At 62.5% G+C, this 21,700-nt stretch carries 21 protein-coding genes; 12 read left to right on the top strand and 9 right to left on the bottom strand.

Translation table 11 applies throughout. The features are described from left to right. Nucleotides 1-8: 8 nt before the first annotated feature. From F8A10_RS03695 to F8A10_RS03675, 5 genes are all read right to left on the bottom strand, one after another. Nucleotides 9-1,805 carry a sensor histidine kinase gene (locus F8A10_RS03695; protein WP_010398172.1) on the bottom strand — a complete coding sequence of 599 codons (1,797 nt, stop codon included), beginning with the start codon at nucleotides 1,803-1,805 and terminating at the stop codon, nucleotides 9-11. Between the two features lie 65 nt (nucleotides 1,806-1,870). Next, the gene (gene purQ / locus F8A10_RS03690; RefSeq protein WP_010398171.1) at nucleotides 1,871-2,539 is read right to left on the bottom strand and encodes a phosphoribosylformylglycinamidine synthase subunit PurQ; all 669 of its coding nucleotides are present in this window, start codon (nucleotides 2,537-2,539) and stop codon (nucleotides 1,871-1,873) included. Nucleotides 2,540-2,695: 156 nt separating this feature from the next. After that, nucleotides 2,696-3,910 carry an NADP-dependent isocitrate dehydrogenase gene (locus F8A10_RS03685; protein ID WP_010398169.1) on the bottom strand — a complete coding sequence of 405 codons (1,215 nt, stop codon included), beginning with the start codon at nucleotides 3,908-3,910 and terminating at the stop codon, nucleotides 2,696-2,698. Between the two features lie 103 nt (nucleotides 3,911-4,013). Next, the gene (locus F8A10_RS03680) at nucleotides 4,014-5,138 is read right to left on the bottom strand and encodes an HD domain-containing protein (RefSeq protein WP_152366709.1); all 1,125 of its coding nucleotides are present in this window, start codon (nucleotides 5,136-5,138) and stop codon (nucleotides 4,014-4,016) included. Between the two features lie 56 nt (nucleotides 5,139-5,194). After that, nucleotides 5,195-5,854, bottom strand: coding sequence for an alpha/beta hydrolase (locus F8A10_RS03675; protein WP_010398164.1), 660 nt, complete (start codon nucleotides 5,852-5,854; stop codon nucleotides 5,195-5,197). 166 nt (nucleotides 5,855-6,020) lie between these two features. On the opposite strand from F8A10_RS03675, the gene F8A10_RS03670 reads away from it, so the two are divergent. The 8 genes from F8A10_RS03670 (at nucleotide 6,021) to zapE (ending at nucleotide 14,635) form a co-directional block, all read left to right on the top strand. After that, the gene (locus F8A10_RS03670; RefSeq protein ID WP_010398162.1) at nucleotides 6,021-6,479 is read left to right on the top strand and encodes a Fe-S cluster assembly transcriptional regulator IscR; all 459 of its coding nucleotides are present in this window, start codon (nucleotides 6,021-6,023) and stop codon (nucleotides 6,477-6,479) included. 3 nt (nucleotides 6,480-6,482) lie between these two features. Next, nucleotides 6,483-7,505, top strand: a complete 1,023-nt coding sequence (locus F8A10_RS03665) for a Gfo/Idh/MocA family protein (protein WP_152366708.1) — start codon at nucleotides 6,483-6,485, stop codon at nucleotides 7,503-7,505. 106 nt (nucleotides 7,506-7,611) lie between these two features. After that, complete coding sequence (nspC, locus tag F8A10_RS03660) at nucleotides 7,612-8,718, top strand: carboxynorspermidine decarboxylase (RefSeq protein ID WP_010398156.1); 1,107 nt, start codon at nucleotides 7,612-7,614, stop codon at nucleotides 8,716-8,718. 46 nt (nucleotides 8,719-8,764) lie between these two features. Continuing rightward, nucleotides 8,765-9,988 (top strand): saccharopine dehydrogenase family protein, encoded by a 1,224-nt coding sequence (locus F8A10_RS03655; RefSeq protein ID WP_085501182.1) that lies wholly within the window; start codon nucleotides 8,765-8,767, stop codon nucleotides 9,986-9,988. 130 nt (nucleotides 9,989-10,118) lie between these two features. Continuing rightward, nucleotides 10,119-11,132: a GlxA family transcriptional regulator gene (locus tag F8A10_RS03650; protein WP_152366707.1), complete on the top strand. Its 1,014-nt coding sequence runs from the start codon at nucleotides 10,119-10,121 to the stop codon at nucleotides 11,130-11,132. Nucleotides 11,133-11,259: 127 nt separating this feature from the next. Continuing rightward, complete coding sequence (locus F8A10_RS03645; RefSeq protein WP_152366706.1) at nucleotides 11,260-12,573, top strand: MFS transporter; 1,314 nt, start codon at nucleotides 11,260-11,262, stop codon at nucleotides 12,571-12,573. Nucleotides 12,574-12,850: 277 nt separating this feature from the next. After that, on the top strand, nucleotides 12,851-13,459 hold the full coding sequence (locus F8A10_RS03640) for a DUF6778 family protein (RefSeq protein ID WP_010398150.1): 609 nt from the start codon (nucleotides 12,851-12,853) through the stop codon (nucleotides 13,457-13,459). A gap of 72 nt (nucleotides 13,460-13,531) precedes the next feature. Beyond that, the gene (zapE, locus tag F8A10_RS03635; protein ID WP_085501185.1) at nucleotides 13,532-14,635 is read left to right on the top strand and encodes a cell division protein ZapE; all 1,104 of its coding nucleotides are present in this window, start codon (nucleotides 13,532-13,534) and stop codon (nucleotides 14,633-14,635) included. On the opposite strand, the gene F8A10_RS03630 is transcribed toward zapE, so the two are convergent. Both F8A10_RS03630 and accD read right to left on the bottom strand, forming a co-directional pair. Further along, entirely contained in the window at nucleotides 14,632-15,900 is a 1,269-nt protein-coding gene (locus F8A10_RS03630; RefSeq protein ID WP_152366705.1) for a bifunctional folylpolyglutamate synthase/dihydrofolate synthase, read from the bottom strand. The genes zapE and F8A10_RS03630 overlap by 4 nt on opposite strands. 17 nt (nucleotides 15,901-15,917) lie before the next feature. Further along, nucleotides 15,918-16,853 carry an acetyl-CoA carboxylase, carboxyltransferase subunit beta gene (accD, locus tag F8A10_RS03625; protein WP_010398143.1) on the bottom strand — a complete coding sequence of 312 codons (936 nt, stop codon included), beginning with the start codon at nucleotides 16,851-16,853 and terminating at the stop codon, nucleotides 15,918-15,920. A 114-nt stretch (nucleotides 16,854-16,967) separates the two neighbouring features. Between accD and cls the strand changes: the two genes are divergently transcribed. From cls to F8A10_RS03605, 4 genes are all read left to right on the top strand, one after another. Beyond that, on the top strand, nucleotides 16,968-18,371 hold the full coding sequence (cls, locus tag F8A10_RS03620) for a cardiolipin synthase (RefSeq protein WP_240547510.1): 1,404 nt from the start codon (nucleotides 16,968-16,970) through the stop codon (nucleotides 18,369-18,371). Nucleotides 18,372-18,382: 11 nt separating this feature from the next. Further along, entirely contained in the window at nucleotides 18,383-18,706 is a 324-nt protein-coding gene (locus F8A10_RS03615; RefSeq protein ID WP_010398137.1) for a 4a-hydroxytetrahydrobiopterin dehydratase, read from the top strand. A gap of 247 nt (nucleotides 18,707-18,953) precedes the next feature. Continuing rightward, a complete protein-coding gene (locus tag F8A10_RS03610) occupies nucleotides 18,954-19,739 on the top strand; it encodes a DUF6478 family protein (RefSeq protein ID WP_010398136.1) in 786 nt (261 codons plus the stop codon). 14 nt (nucleotides 19,740-19,753) lie between these two features. After that, a complete protein-coding gene (locus F8A10_RS03605) occupies nucleotides 19,754-20,137 on the top strand; it encodes a hypothetical protein (RefSeq protein WP_010398134.1) in 384 nt (127 codons plus the stop codon). A gap of 40 nt (nucleotides 20,138-20,177) precedes the next feature. Here F8A10_RS03605 and F8A10_RS03600 read toward each other — a convergent pair whose 3' ends face one another. Both F8A10_RS03600 and F8A10_RS03595 read right to left on the bottom strand, forming a co-directional pair. Next, entirely contained in the window at nucleotides 20,178-20,897 is a 720-nt protein-coding gene (locus tag F8A10_RS03600) for a GNAT family N-acetyltransferase (RefSeq protein ID WP_010398131.1), read from the bottom strand. Next, entirely contained in the window at nucleotides 20,894-21,634 is a 741-nt protein-coding gene (locus F8A10_RS03595) for a competence/damage-inducible protein A (RefSeq protein ID WP_152366704.1), read from the bottom strand. The genes F8A10_RS03600 and F8A10_RS03595 overlap by 4 nt, the downstream gene beginning before the upstream one ends. Between the last annotated feature and the right edge of the window lie 66 nt (nucleotides 21,635-21,700).

Here is a 21,700-nt window from a genome sequence, read left to right as displayed (position 1 = left end):
CATTTTTATCATTCTGCCGCCAGTTGCTGCTTTCCCGGTTGCTGGCCGGGATCGTGCAGCGGCAGCTCTAATTCGAATACGGCGCCGCTTCCCCCTTCGTCCGAGGCGTTATGCGCTGTCAGACGCCCTCCGAAATCAGCGGCAATCCCAGAAGAAATCGCCAGACCCAGCCCGGTTCCCTCTCCGGGCTTTTTTGTGGTAAAAAATGGTTCAAACAGATTTTCCAGATCCGATACACCCGGCCCGTTGTCGCGTACGGACAAGAATGCGTGAGAGCCCGAGCTGACGGTGATCTCGATTGCCGGGTCGCGAACGTCCTTGATCGCATCGACGGCGTTGCGCAGCAAGTTGATGATGATCTGCTCAAGCCGGATGCGGTCGCAATAGACCATTACCGGATAACGCGGGATATTGCGCTGCAACCGAATGGTGCGGGAACGCAGCTGCGGCTCCATCATCACCAGTGCGCCGGATAGCGCAACGCGCAAATCGACCGGCTCAAACGCCTCGCCGCCCTTGCGTGCAAAGGATTTCAGCTGGCGCGTGATGGCGCCCATACGCTCGACCAGATCGTCGATCCGCTGAAAGCTAGACAGCGCCTCTTCTGCCCGGCCGCGCTGCAACAACAGGCGCGCGCCAGCCAGATAGGTCTTCATCGCGGCAAGGGGCTGGTTCAGCTCATGGCTGACCCCCGCCGACATCTCGCCCAGGGCGGCCAGTTTGCTTGACTGTTGCACGGTCTGTTCGGCGACGCGCAGCTCGCGTTGCATGCGCTCACGTTCGGCAATCTCGCGGGTCAGCCGCGCGTTCAGCGCCCGCAGATCGGCCGATTCGCGCATCCATGCCGCCGATTCCACCCGCGCCCGACGCGAGAACAGGTAAAAGACCGCCGCCAGCAGGATGGCAAAACCCATGATCACCATAGCCAGCACCGCGTTCACCCGCTCGCGCACCGATTCATAGGTGGTAAAGGCGATCATCTTCCAGCCGCGGAAGGGGATGCGGGTCTCGGCCTGCATCACCGCACGTCCTTTGACATAGGCATCGGCCGGGGGTGCGGCCCAATCCGCCGTGACCTGAAAAGCCCGCGCGATTGCCGAAGGGGCCGAGCGTACCGCCAGCGCCTCGGGCAGTGTCAGCCCGCGCCAGCGCGGCTCAGTGGACAGGATAATCTGCCCCTCACTGTCGGTAACAGCAATCGCGTCCGAGATCCCTGCCCAGGACCGCACCAGCCGGGTCAGATCCGCCCCAACGACCACAACGCCCAGCGTTCGCCCATCAGCAACGACCGTACGGGAGTAAGTGAATTCATAGGCCCCCTGCGGCGAGGATGAGACGGTAAACACCGTATCCTTTGAACGCAGCGCCTCGACAAAGAACGGCTCCTGCACGTAATTCGTGCCGATCAGGTTGCGGTCGGTTGAGCCGACCACCCGGCCCGAAGCATCCAGCAGCTTGATCGAAGCAGCCGCGATTTCCTTTTGCGCCGAGATCAGCCGCGCCGAGGTGCCCGAGAAATCATTGCCCGACAGGGCCGAGATCAGCGCAGGGTCGCGCGCCAGCAATAGCGGCACCACCGAGGTACGCTGCAATTCCGACAGAAGGTTGCCGATATACAGGGCCGAGCGCAGTTCGGTCCGGACCCGGGTGGTTTCGGAAAATCTTGCCGTCAGCCAGGCGTTAGTAAACCAGACCGTTGCCGCAGCGACGATCAGCAGTACGGCAATGACGCCGCGCAGACCCCAGCGACTGGTCAGGCTTGACCTGCCTTCCGGGTATCTGGTGGATTCGTCATCCTCTTGCATGCGCCTCCGAGACCGCCCCCTTCCGGGACCGGTGCAGTCTAGTGCGCGAAGGATCGCGGCTCAAGTCAGGCTGCGACCAGCTCACGCATCAGCGAGGCAAACAGCCCTGCCCCGTCCGTACCGCCATGGGTCGCGTCAACAGCACGTTCGGGGTGCGGCATCATGCCCAGCACCCGGCGATTTTCCGACAGCACACCGGCGATATCGGCGACCGAGCCGTTGATGCCCGGCGCATAGGTAAAGGCGATACGGTCCTGATCCTTCAACACGGCAAGCCCTTCGGCATCAATCTGATAATTGCCGTCGTGATGCGCAACCGGCAGGCGGATAGCCGTCCCCGCCGCATAGGCCGAGGTAAAGGGGCTTTGCGCGGTTGCTACCTTCAGCTCAACCTCGCGGCAGATAAAGCGCAGCCCGGCATTGCGCATCAGTGCACCGGGCAGAAGGTTCAGTTCAGTCAGGACCTGAAAGCCGTTGCAGATACCCAGCACATAGCCGCCACGCGCCGCATGGGTACGGACCGCATTGGCGATGGGCGAATGCGCTGCAATGGCGCCGCAGCGAAGGTAGTCCCCGAACGAAAAGCCGCCGGGCACCGCGACCAGATCAATGCCCCCGGGCAGCGCCTCGTCCTTGTGCCAGACCCGTGTCACCTTGGCCCCTGCCTGTTCCAGCGCGACGGCAAGGTCACGGTCGCAGTTCGATCCGGGAAAGGTGATGACGGCAGCTTTCATGGCGGGCCTCCGGGATAATGCCTCGCCCTTCCCATACGCCAAGCCGGAGCGACTGTTAAGCTGCTTCGCGCCAAATCGGGAAACTTCTTCGCAACAAGGCGCGCCGCCAAAGAAAAAGGCCGGGATCAACCCGGCCCTTTCCCCATGTCCGACGGATCAGCCCGCCAGCGCCTTGTTCAGATATTCGTCGACCTTTTCCAGGTAACCCATGGTGGTCAGCCATTTTTGGTCCGGACCGACCAGCAGGGCGAGGTCCTTGGTCATGAAACCATCCTCGACGGTCTGGACGGTAACCTTCTCCAGCGTCCTGGCAAAGTTCATCAGCGCCTCGTTGTTGTCGAGCTTGGCGCGATGCTTCAGACCGCCGGTCCAGGCAAAGATCGAAGCAATCGAGTTGGTCGAGGTCTGGTTACCCTTCTGATGCTCGCGATAGTGCCGGGTCACGGTACCATGAGCAGCTTCGGATTCCACGATCTTCCCATCCGGGGTCATCAGGACCGAGGTCATCAGGCCAAGGCTGCCGAAACCTTGCGCGACGGTGTCGGACTGCACGTCACCATCGTAGTTCTTGCAGGCCCAGACATAACCGCCCGACCATTTCATCGCCGAGGCGACCATGTCGTCGATCAGACGGTGTTCGTAATGGATGCCCTTTTTCTTGAACTCGGCTTCAAACTCTTCCTCATAGACCTTTTGGAACAGGTCCTTGAAGCGGCCGTCGTAGGCTTTCAGGATGGTGTTCTTGGTCGACAGATAGACCGGGTAGCCACGGTTCAGACCGTAGTTCATCGAGGCGCGGGCAAAGTCGATGATCGACTGGTCAAGGTTGTACATCGCCATGGCGACGCCGGCGCCGGGCGCCTGATAAACCTCATGCTCGATCACCTCGCCGTCATCGCCGACGAATTTGATCGTAAGCTTGCCCTTGCCCGGGAAGCGGAAGTCGGTCGCCTTGTACTGATCGCCAAAGGCGTGACGGCCGACGACGATGGGCTGGGTCCAGCCGGGCACCAGACGCGGCACGTTGCGGCAGATGATCGGTTCGCGGAAGATCACCCCACCCAGGATGTTGCGGATAGTGCCGTTCGGCGATTTCCACATCTTTTTCAGGCCGAATTCCTGAACGCGTGCCTCATCCGGCGTGATGGTGGCGCATTTCACGCCAACGCCGTATTTCTTGATCGCCTCGGCCGCATCAACAGTGATCTGATCCTCGGTACGGTCACGCTCTTCGATGCCGAGGTCGTAATATTTCAGGTCGATGTCCAGATAGGGAAGGATCAGCTTCTTCTTGATGAAGTCCCAGATGATCCGGGTCATCTCGTCGCCGTCAAGCTCGACGACGGGGTTCTCTACCTTGATCTTCGACATGGGTGGTCCCTTCGATTAGGATTCGGCTCGCAGCCCTATAGCCGCATTCCTGACGAAAGGAAAGCCCGGTATGCGATTGCATACAGATCGGGGCGAACAGGTTTCAGACCCCGAAATAGACCCGCGCGCTTTCGCTCAGCCATGACCACAGCGCGGGCGCGCCGCGGTCGATGCGCTGACCCACGCGTTCGACCAGTTGGGTATAGGTCACGCGGTATTCAGCCCAGGTCCCGCCACCTGACGCGATGTTCTGCATCACCGGCTGAGCCCGGTCGAGCGATTTGGCAAAGACCGCATCCGGGGTCTCATTGGCCTCGAACTCAGCCCAGAGGGCATGCAGCTCGCGCCCCTGAGCCTCGGGCAAAAGACCAAAGATGCGTCGGGCGGCCGCCTCTTCGGCAGCAAGCTGCGCCTCGCTGTGATGTGCCTGGCCGTTTTGCGAGTGGATTGGCACGTCGCCTGTGTCGATCTCGACCAGATCATGCAGCAAAAGCATGCGGATCACCCGGCCGATATCGACCCCCGGCCCGGCATGTGCCGCCATGACCAGCGCATAAAGTGCCAGGTGCCAGCTATGTTCGGCGCTGTTTTCACGTCGCGAGGCATCGCAAAGCAGGCTGGCCCGCAGGACCGATTTCAGCCGGTCAGCCTCGGCCAGAAAATTCAGACGTTGGGCAAGCTCACCCCCGGGTGTCTGCCCGGCCAGCATGGCCCCGGCCGCAGCCATCACTTCGGGCCATTCGGTCCACAACCTTTTGGCGCGACCCGAAGCCATATTGTCACGAACGATGGTGACGTGATCGGGCAAGGGCCGAGGCGCGCAAAGTACCTGAAACAGCGGCTGGACATGATCCATCCGCTTGGCCATGCGGGCATCCGCACTTTCGCCCGCCTCGAATTCACGCCACAGCGCCAGTGCGTCCTCGCCACCCGGGAACATGCCGAAAAGCCGGCGCGCCGCAGCGTCTTCTGCGGCATGAACGGCGGCAGCGTCATGGGCCAGATGGATTGGATGGTCGCCGGTGTCGATCTCGACCAGATCATGCAGCAAAAGCATTGCGATGGCGCGATCCGAGGCGCCAAAGACCAACCCGTACAGCGCGACATGCCAGCTGTGCTCGGCGCTGTTCTCGGGCCGCGACAGGTTCATCAGCACATTCGCCCGCTCGACCGATTTCAGGCGGTCAGCCTCGACCAGAAAGGCAAAACGCCGGGTCAGATCGGACATGCGCAAAGCCTCCGGTGGCGGCGAAGGCCGGGACCAGCAGCCCGGCCCCGCAAGTGTCAGCGCGTGGTTTCAGTCAGACGGCGGCGGACATAGGCCTGAACCGTCTCGATCATCGGCTTCATGTGGACTTCGTCATCGCGGAAGAAGTGGTCCGCGCCCTCGATTTCCTCATGGGTGATGGTGATGCCCTTTTGCTCGCGCAGCTTGCCGACCAGCGCGTGAACATCCTTGGGCGGAGCGACGCGGTCAACAGTACCGTTGATGATCAGCCCCGAGGACGGACAAGGCGCAAGGAACGAAAAATCATACATGTTCGCGGGCGGCGCGACCGAGATAAAGCCGGTGATCTCGGGCCGGCGCATCAGCAGCTGCATGCCGATCCAGGCGCCAAAGCTGAAGCCCGCGACCCAGCAGTGCTTGGAGTTCGGGTTCATTGCCTGCAGATAATCCAGCGCGGCCGCCGCGTCCGACAGCTCGCCGACGCCCTGATCGAATTCTCCCTGGCTGCGGCCGACGCCGCGGAAGTTGAACCGCATGACGGTAAAGCCCATGCGATGGAAGGCATAGTGAAGGTTATAAACAACCCTGTTGTTCATCGTCCCGCCATATTGCGGATGCGGGTGCAGAACGATGGCGATGGGGGCATCAGGATTGGGTTGCGCGTGATAGCGCCCCTCAAGACGACCTTCGGGACCGGGGAAAATCAGTTCAGGCATGGGCTTCCTTTGAAACTCGGGTTTCTTGACCCTGTGGCGGCGCGGCTCTAGATCGTCAATCTGGGAAGCGCGCCCGTCATAGGCAAGACGCATTCAAAGACGGCGGTGGCCGATTAGCCTTTGGTTAGCGCCTCGTCAATCCGTTTGCGCCAGGAGGAGATGCAAGATGAAACTATCCACCAAGGGGCGTTATGCAATGGTCGCCTTGGTCGACCTGGCCACAGCCCAGGGCGATGATCTGACCTCGCTGGCGGAAATCTCGCGTCGTCAGGACATCTCGCTGCCCTACCTTGAGCAGCTGTTTGTACGCCTGCGCCGCGCGGGCCTGGTCGATTCCGTGCGCGGCCCCGGCGGCGGCTATCGTCTGGCCCGAGCGCCTGAAACCATCCGCGTCGCCGATGTGCTGGAAGCGGTGGACGAAACCGTCAGCGCGCTGCATGTCGGGGCGGGCGTGTCGGGCGGCGTCTCGGGCTCGCGGGCGCAGACGTTGTCGAACCGGCTGTGGGAAAGCCTGTCGGCACATGTCTATGTGTTCCTGCACAACCATACGCTGGCGGATGTGGCACGCAACCAGCTCTTGCCCTGCCCCGCCCTGCCCAAGATCCTCTCGATCGTGGACGACTAAGCCATGCGGGTTCTGGTCGCAGGTCTGGGCAATATGGGACGCAGCCATGCGGTTGCGTGGCTGAAGCAGCCGGGGGCCGAGATCGTCGGCCTCGTCAACCGCTCTCCGGTCGAACTGCCGCCGGAACTGGCCGCCATTCCGCAAAGCCAGGATTATCACGAAGCGCTGCGGCGCCTGCGGCCGGATGTCGTGGTCGTCGCCACCTATTCCGACAGCCATGCCGAATATGCGCTGGCCGCGCTGCGGGCCGGGGCGCATGTCTTTGTCGAAAAGCCGCTGGCCACCACGGTCGAGGATGCCCGCCGCGTCGTCGAATGCGCGCAAGAAACCGGGCGCAAACTGGTCGTCGGATATATCCTGCGCCACCATCCCAGCTGGCAGCGCCTGATCACCGAGGCACGGGCACTTGGCGGCCCCTATGTGTTCCGCCTGAACCTGAACCAGCAAAGCTCGGGTCCCACCTGGCAGGTGCACAAGGCGTTGATGCACACGACACCGCCCATCGTTGATTGCGGCGTGCATTATGTCGATGTCATGTGCCAGATCACCGATGCCGCGCCGGTTGAGGTCCGCGGCATGGGGCTCCGCCTCTCGGACGAAATCGGGCCGGACATGTATAACTATGGCCATTTCCAGGTGCTGTTCGAGGACGGCTCGCTTGGCTGGTATGAGGCCGGCTGGGGGCCGATGATGTCCGATACCGCATTTTTCGTAAAAGATGTGGTCAGCCCGCGCGGCGCGGTCAGCATCCGCATGCCCGAAGATGCGCGTTCGGACGATATCGACACCCACACCCGCACCTCGACCCTGCGCCTGCACCGGGTCGGCGAACCTGATCAGGATATCTCGATGCAGGGAGAGCCGGGCCATCAAGAGCTTTGCGATGCCGAGGCCGCTTTCATGGCCCGCGCCATCGCCGAGGACATGGATCTGTCGCGTCACATGCAGGACGCAGTCTCGTCGCTGGCCGTCTGTCTGACGGCTGATGAATCGGTGCGCACCGGCCAGCCGGTCCGATTGCGCTGATCTGTCGTCACGCGGCCGTCACGCTTTCTTGCGAAATGCGGCGCGTGGCCCTAAATGAGCCCTTCGTTTCAGCTTTCACGGTCGCCAGACCCAGAGGACCAGCGCCATGTCCGATCTGCAGACCCCCTATTACGTGATCGACCTCGCCCGGCTGCGCGTGAACATGGAGCGCGTCCAGCGCCTGCGTGAACGCTCGGGTGCGAAATGCCTGCTGGCGCTGAAATGCTTTGCAACCTGGTCGGCCTTCGACTTTATGCGCGAGTTCATGGACGGCACCACCTCGTCCAGCCTGTTCGAGCTGCGGCTTGGCCATGAGGAATTCGGCAAGGAAACCCATGCCTATTCAGTCGCCTGGGCCGATCACGAAATCGACGAGGCGCTGGGTTACGCCGACAAGATCATCTTTAACAGCCTGGGCCAGCTTGACCGTTTTGGGGCCAAAGCGGCTGAACGCGGCATCACCATGGGGCTGCGGCTGAATCCGCGCTTTTCGACCTCGGGCTTTGATCTGGCCGATCCGGCACGCCCCTTTTCCCGCCTTGGAGAATGGGATCTTGGCCGGCTTGAACAGGCGCTGGACCGCATCAGCGGCGTGATGATCCACTATAATTGCGAAAACGGCGATTTCGACCTCTTTGACGCCCAGCTTGGCCGGATCGAAAGCGAATTCGGCGCCTTCCTGGAAAAGCTTGACTGGGTCAGCCTTGGCGGCGGCATCCATTTTACCGGCGAAGGCTATCCGCTGGACCGGCTGGCCGACCGGCTGAAGGCCTTTTCGCAGCGATTCGGCGTGCAGGTCTATCTTGAACCGGGCGAGGCCAGCATCACCCGTTCGACCTCGCTTGAGGTGACTGTGCTTGACCTGATCCACAACGGCAAGGACGTCGCCATCGTGGACAGCAGCATCGAGGCGCATATGCTCGACCTGCTGATTTACCGCGAAACAGCGAAACTGCCGCAGGACGGCGCGCATGTCTATCAGATCGCAGGCAAGACCTGCCTTGCAGGCGATATCTTTGGCGAGGGCCGCTTTGCCGAGCCGCTGAAGGTCGGCGATCGGATCAGCATCGCAGACGCAGGCGGCTATACCATGGTTAAAAAGAACTGGTTCAACGGCGTCGCAATGCCCGCAATCGCCATTCGCGACGAGAACGGAACGATCCGCGAGGTTCGCCGGTTCTCTTACGACGATTACAAAGCCAGCCTGTCCTGATCAGGCGCAAGCCATCCCCTTTCCCAGCCCCGAAAAGGAGACTGAATTGGCCAAGAACGTGCTCATCATCGGCGCCGGCGGCGTCGCCCAGGTGGTCGCGCATAAGGTGGCGCAGAATGCCAAGGAATTCGGAACGCTGCATATTGCCAGCCGAACACCTTCCAAGGCCGATAAGATCATCGCGAGCATTCGTGAAAAGGGCCATGAGGTCGAATTCACCGCCCATGGACTTGACGCCATGGACAGCAAGGCTGTCGCCGATCTGATCCGCAAGATCGACGCGGGAATCGTCATCAACGTCGGCTCGGCCTTTATCAACATGACGGTATTGCAGGGCTGTATCGAGACCGGTGCAGCCTATCTCGACACCGCCATTCACGAAGACCCGGCCAAGATCTGCGAAACGCCGCCTTGGTATGCCAACTACGAATGGAAGCGCCGCGAAGATTGCGAAAAGGCCGGGGTCACCGCCATTCTGGGCGCGGGCTTTGACCCGGGTGTGGTCAACGCCTATGCGCGCCTCGCCGAGGATGAATATTTCGACAAGATCGACTCGATCGACATCGTGGACATCAACGCCGGTTCGCATGGCCGCTATTTCGCCACGAACTTTGACCCCGAGATCAACTTCCGCGAATTCACTGGCACGGTCTATTCGTGGCAGGGCGGCGAATGGCGTCAGAACAAGATGTTCGAGGTCGGCCGCGAATGGGATCTGCCGGTGGTCGGCAAGCGCACCGCCTATCTGTCAGGCCATGACGAGGTACACAGCCTTTCCGCGCGTTATCCCCAGGCGGATGTCCGCTTCTGGATGGGCTTTGGCGATCATTACATCAACGTCTTCACCGTGCTGAAGAACCTTGGACTGCTATCCGAACAGCCGGTCAAAACTGCCGAAGGTCTTGAGGTCGTGCCACTGAAAGTGGTCAAGGCCGTGCTGCCCGACCCGGCGAGCCTTGCGCCCGATTACGAAGGCAAGACCTGCATCGGCGATCTGGTCAAGGGCACGCTGAACGGCAAGCCGGGCGAGGTGTTCATCTACAACGTCGCCGACCACAAGGACGCCTATAACGAGGTGGGCAGCCAGGGCATCAGCTACACGGCGGGTGTGCCGCCGGTCGCGGCGGCCATCCTTGTCGCGCGCGGCATCTGGGATGTGAAAAAGATGGTCAACGTCGAAGACATGCCCGCCCGTCCCTTCCTTGAACTGCTGGGCGAGCTGGGGCTGCCCACGCGCGTGATCGACGCCACGGGCGATCATCCGCTGTAAGCGCGAACCCGGACCGGCAACCCCGTGGCTGCCGGTCCTTTTTCCGCCTTTCGCCTGGTCGCGCGGCGGCTCTTCCTAAATAAATAAAATATGGCATGATTGCGACGTCATCTATTGGTGAATCACGTCAATGTCTGAACATGCCTCTTCGCCTGATCCCAACCAACCCCGGCTGCGCATCGGCTTTCTGCTGACGCCGCGCTTTACGCTGTCAGCCTTTGCAACCTTCGTGGACGTGCTGCGGCTGGCAGCAGACGACGGCGATGGTTCGCGCCCGATCCGCTGCCGCTGGCGGGTGCTGTCGCCCGACATGGCACCGGTGCAGTCCTCGTGCGGCATGCGCATCGAACCTGATGAGCGGTTGGGCGATCCGGCCCGCTTTGACTATATCGTCACCGTGGGCGGGCTTATCGACGGAGGCCCCGGCCTGTCGCCTGAACAGGTCACCTTCCTGCGCCGCGCCGCTGCGGCACGGGTCGCGCTTGGCGGGCTTTGCACAGGCGTCTTTGCCTTGGCCCGCATCGGACTGATGGACGGCTATCGCTGCTGCGTCAGCTGGTTCCATCATCAGGACTTTCTGGCCGAATTCGAAAAAATGCGCCCGGTCTCGGATCAGATCTTTGTCGTGGACCGCGACCGGCTGTCCTGCTCGGGCGGGGTCAGCGCCGCGCATCTGGCGGCCTTTCTGGTCGACCGTCACCTTGGCCGCGCGGCAGCACGCAAGGCACTGTCGATCCTGATGATCGACGAACCGATGGAGGGCGACCGCCCTCAGCCCGGCCTGCCACTGGAGCTGAACGCCCACGACCCCCTTGTTCGCCGTGCTCTGCTGGCGATGCAGCAAAACCTGCATGCCCCACTGCCCATTGCCCGCATTGCCCGCGATCTGGGCGTCGGGCGGCGAAAGCTGGAACGGCATTTCAACGCCGATCTAGGCATCCCGCCCGCCGATGCCTCGATCCGCATCCGGCTCGCACAGGCGCGGATGCTGCTGGCGCGCACCGACCGCACCGTTACCCGGATCGCCGAAGAAACCGGCTTCTGCGACGCGTCGCACCTGATCCGCGTCTTTCGTGAGGCCGAGGGCACGACCCCCGATCTGTGGCGCCAGAACCGCAGCATGACCGCCGAAGAGGGTGCCTGACCGCTCTCTGTCGGGGCGTCAGCAAAACGCATCACCTTGCGCCAAACCGCCCGCGCAAGGGCGTTTTTCTATGGACATCGCGGCCCATGTCGCAACACTTTCCCATCGAAAATAGCGGAGGCCGGTCATGAACCTGACCCTTGACGAAGCTCTGAGCCAGGGCGGCGCGGGCCGTTTTCAACAACGCCTGCTGGGGATTTTTGGGCTGGTCTGGGCAGCTGACGCTATGCAGGTCATCGCCATCGGCTTTACCGTCGCCTCGATCGCGGCAAGCTTTGGCCTGACCGTGCCGCAGGCGCTGCAAACGGGTACGCTGTTCTTTCTGGGCATGTTCGCGGGTGCGACGCTGTTTGGGCGCATCGCGGACCGTATCGGGCGGCGCAACGTGCTTTTGCTGACCGTCGGATGCGACGCGGTCTTTGGCCTCGCCTCGGTCTTTGCCCCCGATTTCTGGTCGCTGATGCTGCTGCGCTTTCTGACCGGCATGGCGGTCGGGGGAACCCTGCCCGTCGATTACGCGATGATGGCCGAGTTCCTGCCGCCCCGGAACCGGGGGCGTTGGCTGGTCTGGCTGGAAGGATTCTGGGCCGTGGGTACCATCATCATCGCGCTGGCGGCATGGGTCGCACATCTGGCGGGCGCAGCCGAACCCTGGCGCTGGATATTTGCCGTCGCTGCCCTGCCGGCGCTGATCGGCATCTGGCTGCGTCTCTGGGTGCCGGAATCACCTATGTATCTGCTGCGCAAAGGTGACGAAATCGCGGCGCGTGATGTCGTAAACCGGGTCCTGAGCGCGAATGGCGCGCGCGCCCTGCCCTCTGACACCCGCCTTGTCGTACCAGCCGCCGCCCCTGTCGAGGCCCGGCTCTTTGGGCCCGAATTGCGCAACCGCAGCCTTGGGATCTTTGCGGCGTGGTTTCTGGTGTCGCTCTCCTATTACGGGGTGTTTGTCTGGCTGCCGGCAGAGCTTGCCAAGGGCGGCTTTGGCTTTGTGCGTGGCTACGGCTTTCTGGTGCTGATGGCGCTGGCGCAGCTGCCGGGTTACGCGCTGGCGGCGCACGGCGTCGAAAGCTGGGGCAGAAAGCCGACCTTGCAGATATTCCTGCTGCTCAGCGCGGCGGGCTGCCTGCTGTTCACCGTTGCGGGGAACCCGTGGCTGGTCGCGGTGTCGCTGCTGCTGATGAGCTTTGCGCTGCTTGGCACATGGGGTGCGCTTTACGCCTATACCCCCGAGCTTTATCCGACCGGCCTGCGCGGCACCGGCATGGGCACTGCCAGCGCGGTGGCCCGGGTGGGCGGGCTCCTGGCGCCGTCGCTCATGAGTTATGTTGCAGTGCGCGACTTTGGCACCGCCATCGGCATCTTTGCTGCGCTGCTGCTGCTTGCGGCCATCGGCACGCTTTTTATCCGGGCCGAGACACGCAACCAGTCCATCGTCTAAGAAAGACTACACTGACTGCCAGGCAGGGTGCGCAGGACCCCTTTCCGAGTCATGCAGGAATCGCTTGCGTACTGGAAATACAGGATTATCCTTGACGAAGGCCGTGGAATAATTTCCCCGGCCAAAGGGCGGCGCAAGCGGTGCCCTTTGTGGGAGGCGCTTTTCTGATCCGTACTGATTGTATGATCAGGGTCATGCCAAAGGGCCTTGACGCAATGTCTGGAGGCTGGCGCATGCGACCCGCGATTCATCAATCACGTCTCAATGAGGATCACCCATGTTGAAACCCGCCATTCTGGCGCTGGGTCTGGCGTTCGGCCTTGCCGGTTGCGCCACCACCTGGGAAACCGCCTATGAACAGCTAGATCCGGCTCAGACCGCGAACTGGCGTGTGGCCTCGGTCGAGGTCGCCGTGCCCGAGACCCTGACCACCAGCGAGCAGAACACCTATGTCCCCGATTTCGATATCGTCTGGCATGGGGAACCGGCCGGAGACCGTCGCGCGCAGGTCGCGGCCATCGTCAAGGAAGGTATCGAAAAGGGTGCGTCAGGCCTGCGCGGCAAGAACCGGGTCCGCATCGTCGCAACGCTAAGCCAGTTCCACGCCATCACTCCGGTGGTGCGCGAGAACCTGCAAAGCTCGGGCGTGCATAACATCCACTACACCGTTCAGGTCTTTGACGCCCGCACCGGGGCCGCTTTGACCGAGCCTCAGCCGATCAAGGCCGAACTGCCCGCGCTTGTCGGACAGGCAGGCGATGCAGCAGACGCCAGGGGCCAGACACAGCGCGTGCAGATCGTGAACCACATCGCATTGGTCACGCAGAACTGGCTGGGCCGCGGTGGACCCGATCCGCGCGGCGCCTTCCAGCGCCGCGGTCGCTGAACCTTAGAAAAATTCACAGGAAATCCGGAACCGGCCCTTGCGGGCCGGTCCTTTCTTTGGCAGGGGGCGGATATGGTAAGCGTATCCGAACTTTACGAGGCCCGCGTTACAGCGGGGCAACTGGAACCGGACTCTGCCCAGCGTGGCGTTCTGCCGATGCTGGACCGCGTCGTGCGTGAACTGGGCCAGTCGCCACAACCCATCACCCACAAGACCGGCTGGTTTGCCCGGTTGCGCAGCGCGCCCCCCGCGCCTGCCCGCCAGGTCAAAGGGGTTTACCTTTGGGGTGGGGTTGGGCGCGGCAAGTCCATGCTGATGGATCTGGTTATGGAAGCCGCGCCCCTGACGGCCAAACGCCGGGTGCACTTTCACGAATTCATGCAAGAGATCCAGGCAGCACTGGAAGAGGTGCGAAAAACCGGACAGCAGGACACCGTTCGCCCGGTAGCCGAGAAAGTCGCGAAAAGCGCGCAGCTGCTTTGTTTTGATGAGATGCAGATCACCGATATCGCGGATGCGATGATCGTCGGGCGGCTGTTTCAGGTGCTTTTTGACAAAGGGGTCACGGTCGTCACAACATCGAACCGGGTGCCCGAGGATCTGTACAAGAACGGGCTGAACCGTCAGCTTTTCCTGCCCTTCATCGGGCTGATCCGCGATCGGCTTGACGTAGTCGAGCTGGCCAGCGCCACCGATCACCGCCAGAACCGTGATGAGGGCGGGCAGGTCTGGTTCATCCCCGCCGATGCCGAAGCCCACGAACAGATGGACGCGCTGTGGCAGGCCGAGATCGGTGGCGCGGCAAGCTCTCCGCTGATCCTTGAAGTCAAGGGACGCAAAGTCGAACTGCCCGAGCATACCGGCCGCATGGCGCGCGCAAGTTTCTGGGATCTTTGCGGCAAGCCGCTGGGTCCGGGCGATTACCTTGCCATCGCCGAGGCGCTGGATCTGCTTTTCATCGACGCGATCCCGCGCCTGTCGCAGTCGAACTATAACGAGGCCAAGCGCTTTGTCACATTGATCGACGCGCTGTACGAAGCCCGGGTGCGGCTGATTGCCAGCGCAGCCGACGAACCCGAACGGCTTTACGCCGAGGGAGAAGGTGCCTTTGAGTTCGAGCGTACTGCAAGCCGCCTGCGCGAGATGCGCGACGCCGATTGGGGGCGGCGCGCCTAGCCGTTCTCGCGCAGCACCTGCCCCGCAAGGTAAAGCGAGCCGCAGATCAGGATACGCGCACCCGGCTGGTCCACCGCCAGCCGCTGTACCGCCGTCAGCGTATCCGCTGCGGTCGCGGCCGAAAGACCGACCGAGGCAGCGGCCACGGCGGTTTCTTCTGCGGACAGCGTGTTCGGCTCACCCGGGATAGTCACGGCGGTCAGGCTTTGCGCCACACCAGCAAGCGGGCGCATATAGCCTGCGACATCCTTGGTGTTCAGCATCCCGCAGATCAGATGCGTCGGCTTGCGCGACATTGCGGCAAGGGTCGCGGCCACGGCCTCTCCGCCCGCCGGGTTATGGCCACCGTCAAGCCAAAGCTCGCACGAGCCCGCCGCCTCGATCAACGGGCCGTACTGCAGGCGCTGCATGCGGGCCGGCCATTCGGCCTCGGTCACGGCGGCGCGGGCTTCGATACGGCCAAAACCAAGCTCGCGCAGCGCAGCAATCGCCGTGCCAGCGTTCACGATCTGATGCGGCCCGGGCAGGTTCGGCAAGGGCAGATCCATCAGCCCATGATCGTCCTGATAGATCAGGCTCGTCCCCTCGCGCCGGCTTTCCCAGTCCTGACGGCCGATGCGCAGGGGGGCGGACAGGCGCTCGGCTTTTTGCTCGATCACCTCGCGGGCAGCCGGGTCCTGCGGCGCAACGATGCAAGGCACGCGGCGCTTGAGAATACCAGCCTTTTCGCCGGTGATATCGGCCAGCGTCTCGCCCAGATACTGGGTGTGGTCGATACTGACCGGAGTAATCACCGTCAGCGCCGGGTTCTCGATCACATTGGTTGCATCCAGCCGACCGCCAAGCCCGACCTCCAGCAGCGAATAATCAGCAGGCACGCGCGAAAAGGCAAGAAAGGCAGCCGCTGTGGTGATTTCGAAAAAGGTGATCGGCTCACCGCCGTTCGCGGCCTCGCATTCCTCAAGCGTCGCGGCCAGATCCGCCTCAGAGATCAGCGAACCGGCAAGGCGGATGCGCTCATGAAACTGCGCCAGATGCGGCGAGGTATAGGCATGTACACGCTTGCCAGCGGACTCCAGCCCGGCGCGGATCATTGCCTGAGTCGAGCCTTTACCATTGGTCCCGGCAATATGGATCGCGGGCGGGATGCGGCGCTCGGGGTTGCCCAAAGCGCCAAGGATGCGGTGCATCCGGTCCAGCGACAGGTCGATGACCTTGGGATGCAGCTGCATAAGCCGCGCGAGGATAGCGTCGGACGAGATCATCGCGATCTGGCCATCGCTTAAGCGGACTGCTCGTCAGCCCCGGCGGGCTGGTCCTGATCAGCCGAAAGATTGCCCGGCGCAGGCAGATCCGCCGCGACAGGAGCGGGCAACCCGCCCAGCATGCGCAGGATCGAGATCAGCTCTTCGCGCAGCTTCTTGCGGTGGGTGACGCGGTCCAGCATCCCGTGCTCAAGCAGATATTCGGCGCGCTGAAAGCCTTCGGGCAACTTTTCGCGGATGGTCTGCTCGATCACGCGCGGGCCGGCAAAACAGATCAGGGCGTTCGGCTCGGCAATCTGGATATCACCCAGCATCGCATAAGATGCAGTGACGCCGCCGGTCGTCGGATGGGTCAGGACGACGATATAGGGCAACCCCGCCTCTTTCAGCATCTGCACTGCAACCGTGGTGCGCGGCATCTGCATCAGGCTAAGAATTCCCTCTTGCATCCGCGCGCCACCAGCGGCCGAGAAAAGAACCAGGGGACGTTTGAGCTTTACCGCGCGCTCGGCCGCCGCAATGATCGCGTTGCCGACATACATGCCCATTGAGCCGCCCATAAAGGAAAAGTCCTGTGCGGCGGCGACAATGGGGGTGCGGCCCATCTCGCCCTCGGCGACCAGCATCGCCTCTTTCTCGCCCGTGCTTTTCTGGGCAGCCTTCATGCGGTCGGGATATTTCTTCTGGTCGCGAAACCCCAGCGGATCGGTGATCGGCTCGGGCACCTTGACCTCATTAAAGACACCGCCGTCAAACAGCGCGGCAAAGCGCCGGCGCGGACTGATCGCCAGGTGGTGATCGCAATTGGTGCAGACATTCAGGTTGTCCGCCAATTCACGGTGGAACAGCATGGTTCCGCATTCCGGGCATTTCGTCCACAAATTCTCGGGCACCTCGCGCCGCGAGAACAGCGAATTGATGCGCGGACGGACATAATTGGTAATCCAGTTCATCGGCGGGCCCCCTGCGCTGCGTTCAAGGCCGTCAGATAGGCAAAGCGGTGCCGAATTGCAATTCCGGCCTGTCCGGGCTTTGATGCAGTCATGTGGACTGAAGCCCTTGTGTTCATGCATTACGTAGCTGCGCTGACCGTCTCGGTCCGCGTGCTGCTGCGACCCCAGCTTGAGCCGACAGTCCGTCTGTCATGGCTTTTGGTGATCGAACTGGTGCCGCTGATCGGCATTCTGGCCTATCTGCTTTTTGGCGAGATTCGCATTCGCGGCGCCGAGGCCGAGACGATGGCGAACGTCCGCTCGCATCTTTCCGGCCTGTGGCAGCCAAGCCCCGAAGAGCTGAAAACCCTGCCCGATTTTGCCGCGCCGGTCATCAAGGCGAATCGGGCCACGACCGGTTTTGCCGCCGTCGCCGGCAACCGCGCCGCCCTTTTGCCCGAGGATGACAGCGCCATCTCGGCCCTTGTCGAGGCGATCGACGGGGCAAACGATCACGTCCACATGCTGTTCTATATCTGGCTTGACGATCCTTCGGGCCGTCAGGTGGCCGAGGCCGCGATCCGTGCCGCCCAGCGTGGCGTCAAGGTACGCGCGATCATCGACGCTTTCGGCTCGCGCGCCTTCAGCCGCTCAGAGGCATGGGCACGAATGAAAGAGGCGGGTGTTGAATGCGTTATCGCCCTGCCGCTGAGGATCCCGGTAATCGGGATGCTGTTTCAGCGCATGGATCTGCGTAATCACCGCAAGATCGTGGTGATCGACCACATCCTTGGCTTTACCGGCAGCCGGAACTGCGCCGACCGCGCCTTTGCCATCAAGCCGCGTTACGCACCCTGGATCGACGTCTTTCTGGCCATCGAAGGTCCAGTGGTGCGCCAGATGCAGGCGGTCTTCTTACAGGACTGGATGAGCTATACGGGCGAGGATCTGGGCGAGATGTTACGCATGACCCGTCCGGTCACCGCCCCGGGCGAGGTGGCGCAGGTCGTCGCCACCGGTCCTGATGAGCGGCGCGGTTCGCTATCGGATTGCATGGTGACGATGATCCATGCCGCGCGTGAACGGCTGGTCATCACCACCCCCTATTATGTGCCCGACAGCTCGCTTGATTCGGCGATCCGCATGGCGGCACGGCGGGGCGTCGACGTGACGGTGATCCTGCCCGAGCGTAATGATTCGCTGGTCGTGCAGGCAACTTCCGAGGGCTTTTACTATGGGCTCGTCTCAGCCGGGGTAAAGCTGCGGTTGTTTCAGGGCGGTCTTTTGCATTCCAAGATCATCACCGCCGATGGTCGCATGGTGATGCTTGGCAGTGCCAATATGGACCGCCGCAGCTTTGAGCTGAATTACGAGATGAACATGCTGTTTCTGGGCGGCGACATCACCGAACGGCTGGACGAGCGTCAGGACGGCTATATTGACCGTTCGCGTCCGCTGGAACTTGACGAGATTCGCAGCTGGTCGGTCTGGAGACGACTGCGCAACAACCTTCTCGCGCTGGCCGCGCCGATCCTGTGACGGAGGCTTTGATGACCGGACTGGACAAGGGCAGGATCGTAGATGGCGCCCCGGCGCTAACCCCCGATGAGCTGGACAAGGCGATAGCCGCCCTGCCCGATTGGCAACTGGCCCAAGACGGCAAGGCCATCCACCGGGAATGGCGCTTCAGGAACTTCAAACAAGCCGCACAGCTCGCCAATCTGGCCGCATGGCAGGCCGAGGCGGCCGGGCACCATCCCGATATCGCCTTTGGCTGGGGCTTTGCCCGGATCACCTATTCGACCCATTCAGCAGGGGGCGTGACCCGGAATGACCTGATCATGGCCGCCCGACTGGACGCTGCGACGCGCTAAACCCTGAAAGGCCCCTTGCCGCAGCGGCTCACCGGCCCTATCCAGAGCCAAGCCTAGGGACAACGCCATTGAAAATCCTCCGCATCAACAAGCCGTTCACGTCGAGCTGTCTTACCCTGGGCAATGCCGCATGTGCAGGTACTGCGCGATGGAAGGATGGCAGAGCACGACGTGATTGCGCAGTCACCGCCCCTAAGGGCATGGCGGCTGAAACCCATGTAAAAATGGATCAGTGACAGGAACCAGTATGGCAATACGTCCAGACAAATGGTTGGAACGCAGGGTCCGCGAGCGGGCACTTCAACAATGGACCCGTCTGGGTAACGGGGTAGGCACGCTCAGCTCAGCCAGTTTGCGGCATCTGCGCGACGATGCGATAGCCTTGCGAAGCCGCCTCGACCGTTTTCTGATCCGGGCTGATGAACGCGCGGCAAGGTCGCGCGCGGCACTTGACGCGCTGCACCTGCCCGGCGGCACCGACTGGCGCTGGCGGCCTGAATTCATGGCTGCCCCGGTTTCGCCCCATGGTGTGGCCGAGCCCGAAAACGGCGCCCAGCTGGGCGAAGGCGTGGCGGTATGGCACGATTGCCCGGAAAAAGCACTGATCATTGAACAGATAGCCAACACCGGTGCCAGCGACCTGTCGCCCTTTGGCGTCCGGCTGGAGGTGTTTGGCTTTGCGGGCAGTTTCCTGTCGATGTCTGTCGACCTGCCGACCGCGGCCTTGCTGGGCCTGACCCGCGGCCATGTCGTGCGGCTTGAAACCAGCATCCGGGTCGAGCGTCCGCTGAACATCTATGCCCGCCTCAACATCGGCCATGGGCCGAACACCGATGACATGACGCTGCATGTTGGCGGTTTGCAGCCCGGTCAGTTCGGTCAGCAGGTGATCGAATTCGACCTTGCCTACACGCCCATGAACGAAAAGCGGCTGGAAAAGATCTGGCTGGATCTGATCTTTGAATCCCCCCGTATGAATGCAGTAGATATCCGTGAATTGTTCCTTTCCCGCCACCTGCGGGCCGAGTTCTGAGTAAAGGCATCTCTATGAGCGACTTTGAATCCCATGAGTTGAAGGGCGGCATCTGGCAAGGCGTGATCCGCCGTGACGAACGGCCGGGACGGCTGGTGCTTGTCCATATGGGCTGCCGGGTGGCAGAGGCGCAGATCAAGCCCGAGGCCAAGGGGCACTGGCATGTCGCGGTCGGCATCCCGACCGGCCGGCTGTCGGACGGGGTGCAAAGTTTTCTGCTGGTCGAGGATCAGGGTGCCGAGGGCGAACCGCCCCGGCCCGACGCCCGGCAGCTTGGCAGCCTGACGCTGGTTGCAGGCGAGCTGCTGCAAAACGACCTGCGCGCCGAACTGAGCCTGCTGCGCAGCGAGCTGGAGCTTGTCAAGAAAGAGCTGCGCCGCCTTGCAGCCGACGGCTGACGGCTGACGGCTGACGGCTGACGGGGTGGGCCCAGGCCCTTCAGTCTTTGCTCCAATAACCGTAGCCACCCAGTTCAGCAAAGCCAAGCCGATCATAGGCCGCCCTCGCGGCCGTATTGGCGCGGCTGACTGCCAGCGCCAGCCGGTGGGCGCCGCCTTCCTGCGCCCATTCCGCCGCAGCACGGATCAACCAGCCTGCCATGCCCTGCCGGCGCAGTGCAGGGACCACCTCGATTGCGTGTATCATCGCAACCGGCCCGTCCAGCGCCACAAAAGCCGCGCCCGCCGCACGGTCCTGCATCCGGCCCAAAAGCGCGGTCTTGGGCAGGTCAACGCGCTGCATCACCTCCTGCCGCGCCGCAGAGATATTGCCCGCACTCCAGATATCGCGTTGCATGGCAAGCGGCGGCCATAGCGGAAAGGCCAGCATCGGCGGAATCGGCTCGGCAAGCAGCGTTGCACAATCGGCGGCAAGGATCGCGGTAGGTGTACCGTGTCGATACCCCTGCCCTGCCAAAACCTCGGCCAAAGCGGTATCGTCATCGGCAACGCGAAACATCGGTCGTTCGCCCCAACCACGCTGCACAGCCTCGGTGCGGGCAATGTCGCCCGCGTCCCAGTCATGTTCGACCGCACGGACAGAGCTGACCCGTCCGCCGCCGCCCTTGCCGCGTCCGACCTCAAAACCGCCAACACGCATATATTCGGCGGCGGGCCATGTCGTCTCAAAGGCGCGGGCGATATCGGGGTCAGCGATCACAGAGCCAGCCTTTCGCGCAGCGCCGTCATGGCATCGGTCACGCGCCGTTCATCTATTCCACGAATGACAAGATTGGTTCCATAACGTTGCCCCCTCTGGAAAGGATAAGAGCCAAGGGACAGATCCGGGAATACCTCGGCCACTTCGCGCAGATCGTCGGCGACATCGGATTCGGGACGCAGAACCTCCAGCGCCTCACTGATCGAGGGGCGCCCGGTCGGCAATCCGGGCACGATCGCCTCGACCATGGCGCGAAAAACCTCGGGTACACCGGCCATGACATAGGTGTTGCCGATATGGAAACCCGGTGCTGCTGACCACGAGTTCGGAATCAGCTCGGCCCCCAGCGGAATGCGCGCCATGCGCAGCCGGTTGCCGGTGACCTCGACGCCGCGCGCTTCCCAGCGCTCGACCATGACGCGGCGCGCTTCTTCGTTGATTTCGATCCCGACGCCAAAGGCCGCAGCCACGGCATCGGCGGTGATGTCGTCATGGGTCGGGCCAATACCGCCGCTGGTGAACAGCATGTCCCAGGCACCGCCCAGCGACTTGTCCAGGGACCTGATCGCCGCGACGATATGATCGTGGTCATCGCCGACGATACGGACTTCGCGCAGGTCGATTCCGATGCTGTTAAGAACCTGCGACAGGTAATGGGCATTGCCCTCACGCGTGCGGCCGGACAGGATTTCATCCCCGATGACGAGGATTGCGGCAGTTGGGTTGTCGGATTGCATCGCTGCGCTTCTCCTCGCGAACGGGTCCTTTCGCAAATGTATAGGTCCGCGCGCGGGGCTGGAACA

The sequence above is a fragment of the Paracoccus kondratievae genome, assembly GCF_009301415.1.
In the GTDB taxonomy this organism is placed as follows: domain Bacteria; phylum Pseudomonadota; class Alphaproteobacteria; order Rhodobacterales; family Rhodobacteraceae; genus Paracoccus; species Paracoccus kondratievae.
The sequence above is the reverse complement of the archived record's forward strand: the minus strand, read 5'-3'. Positions and strand labels throughout refer to the sequence as shown.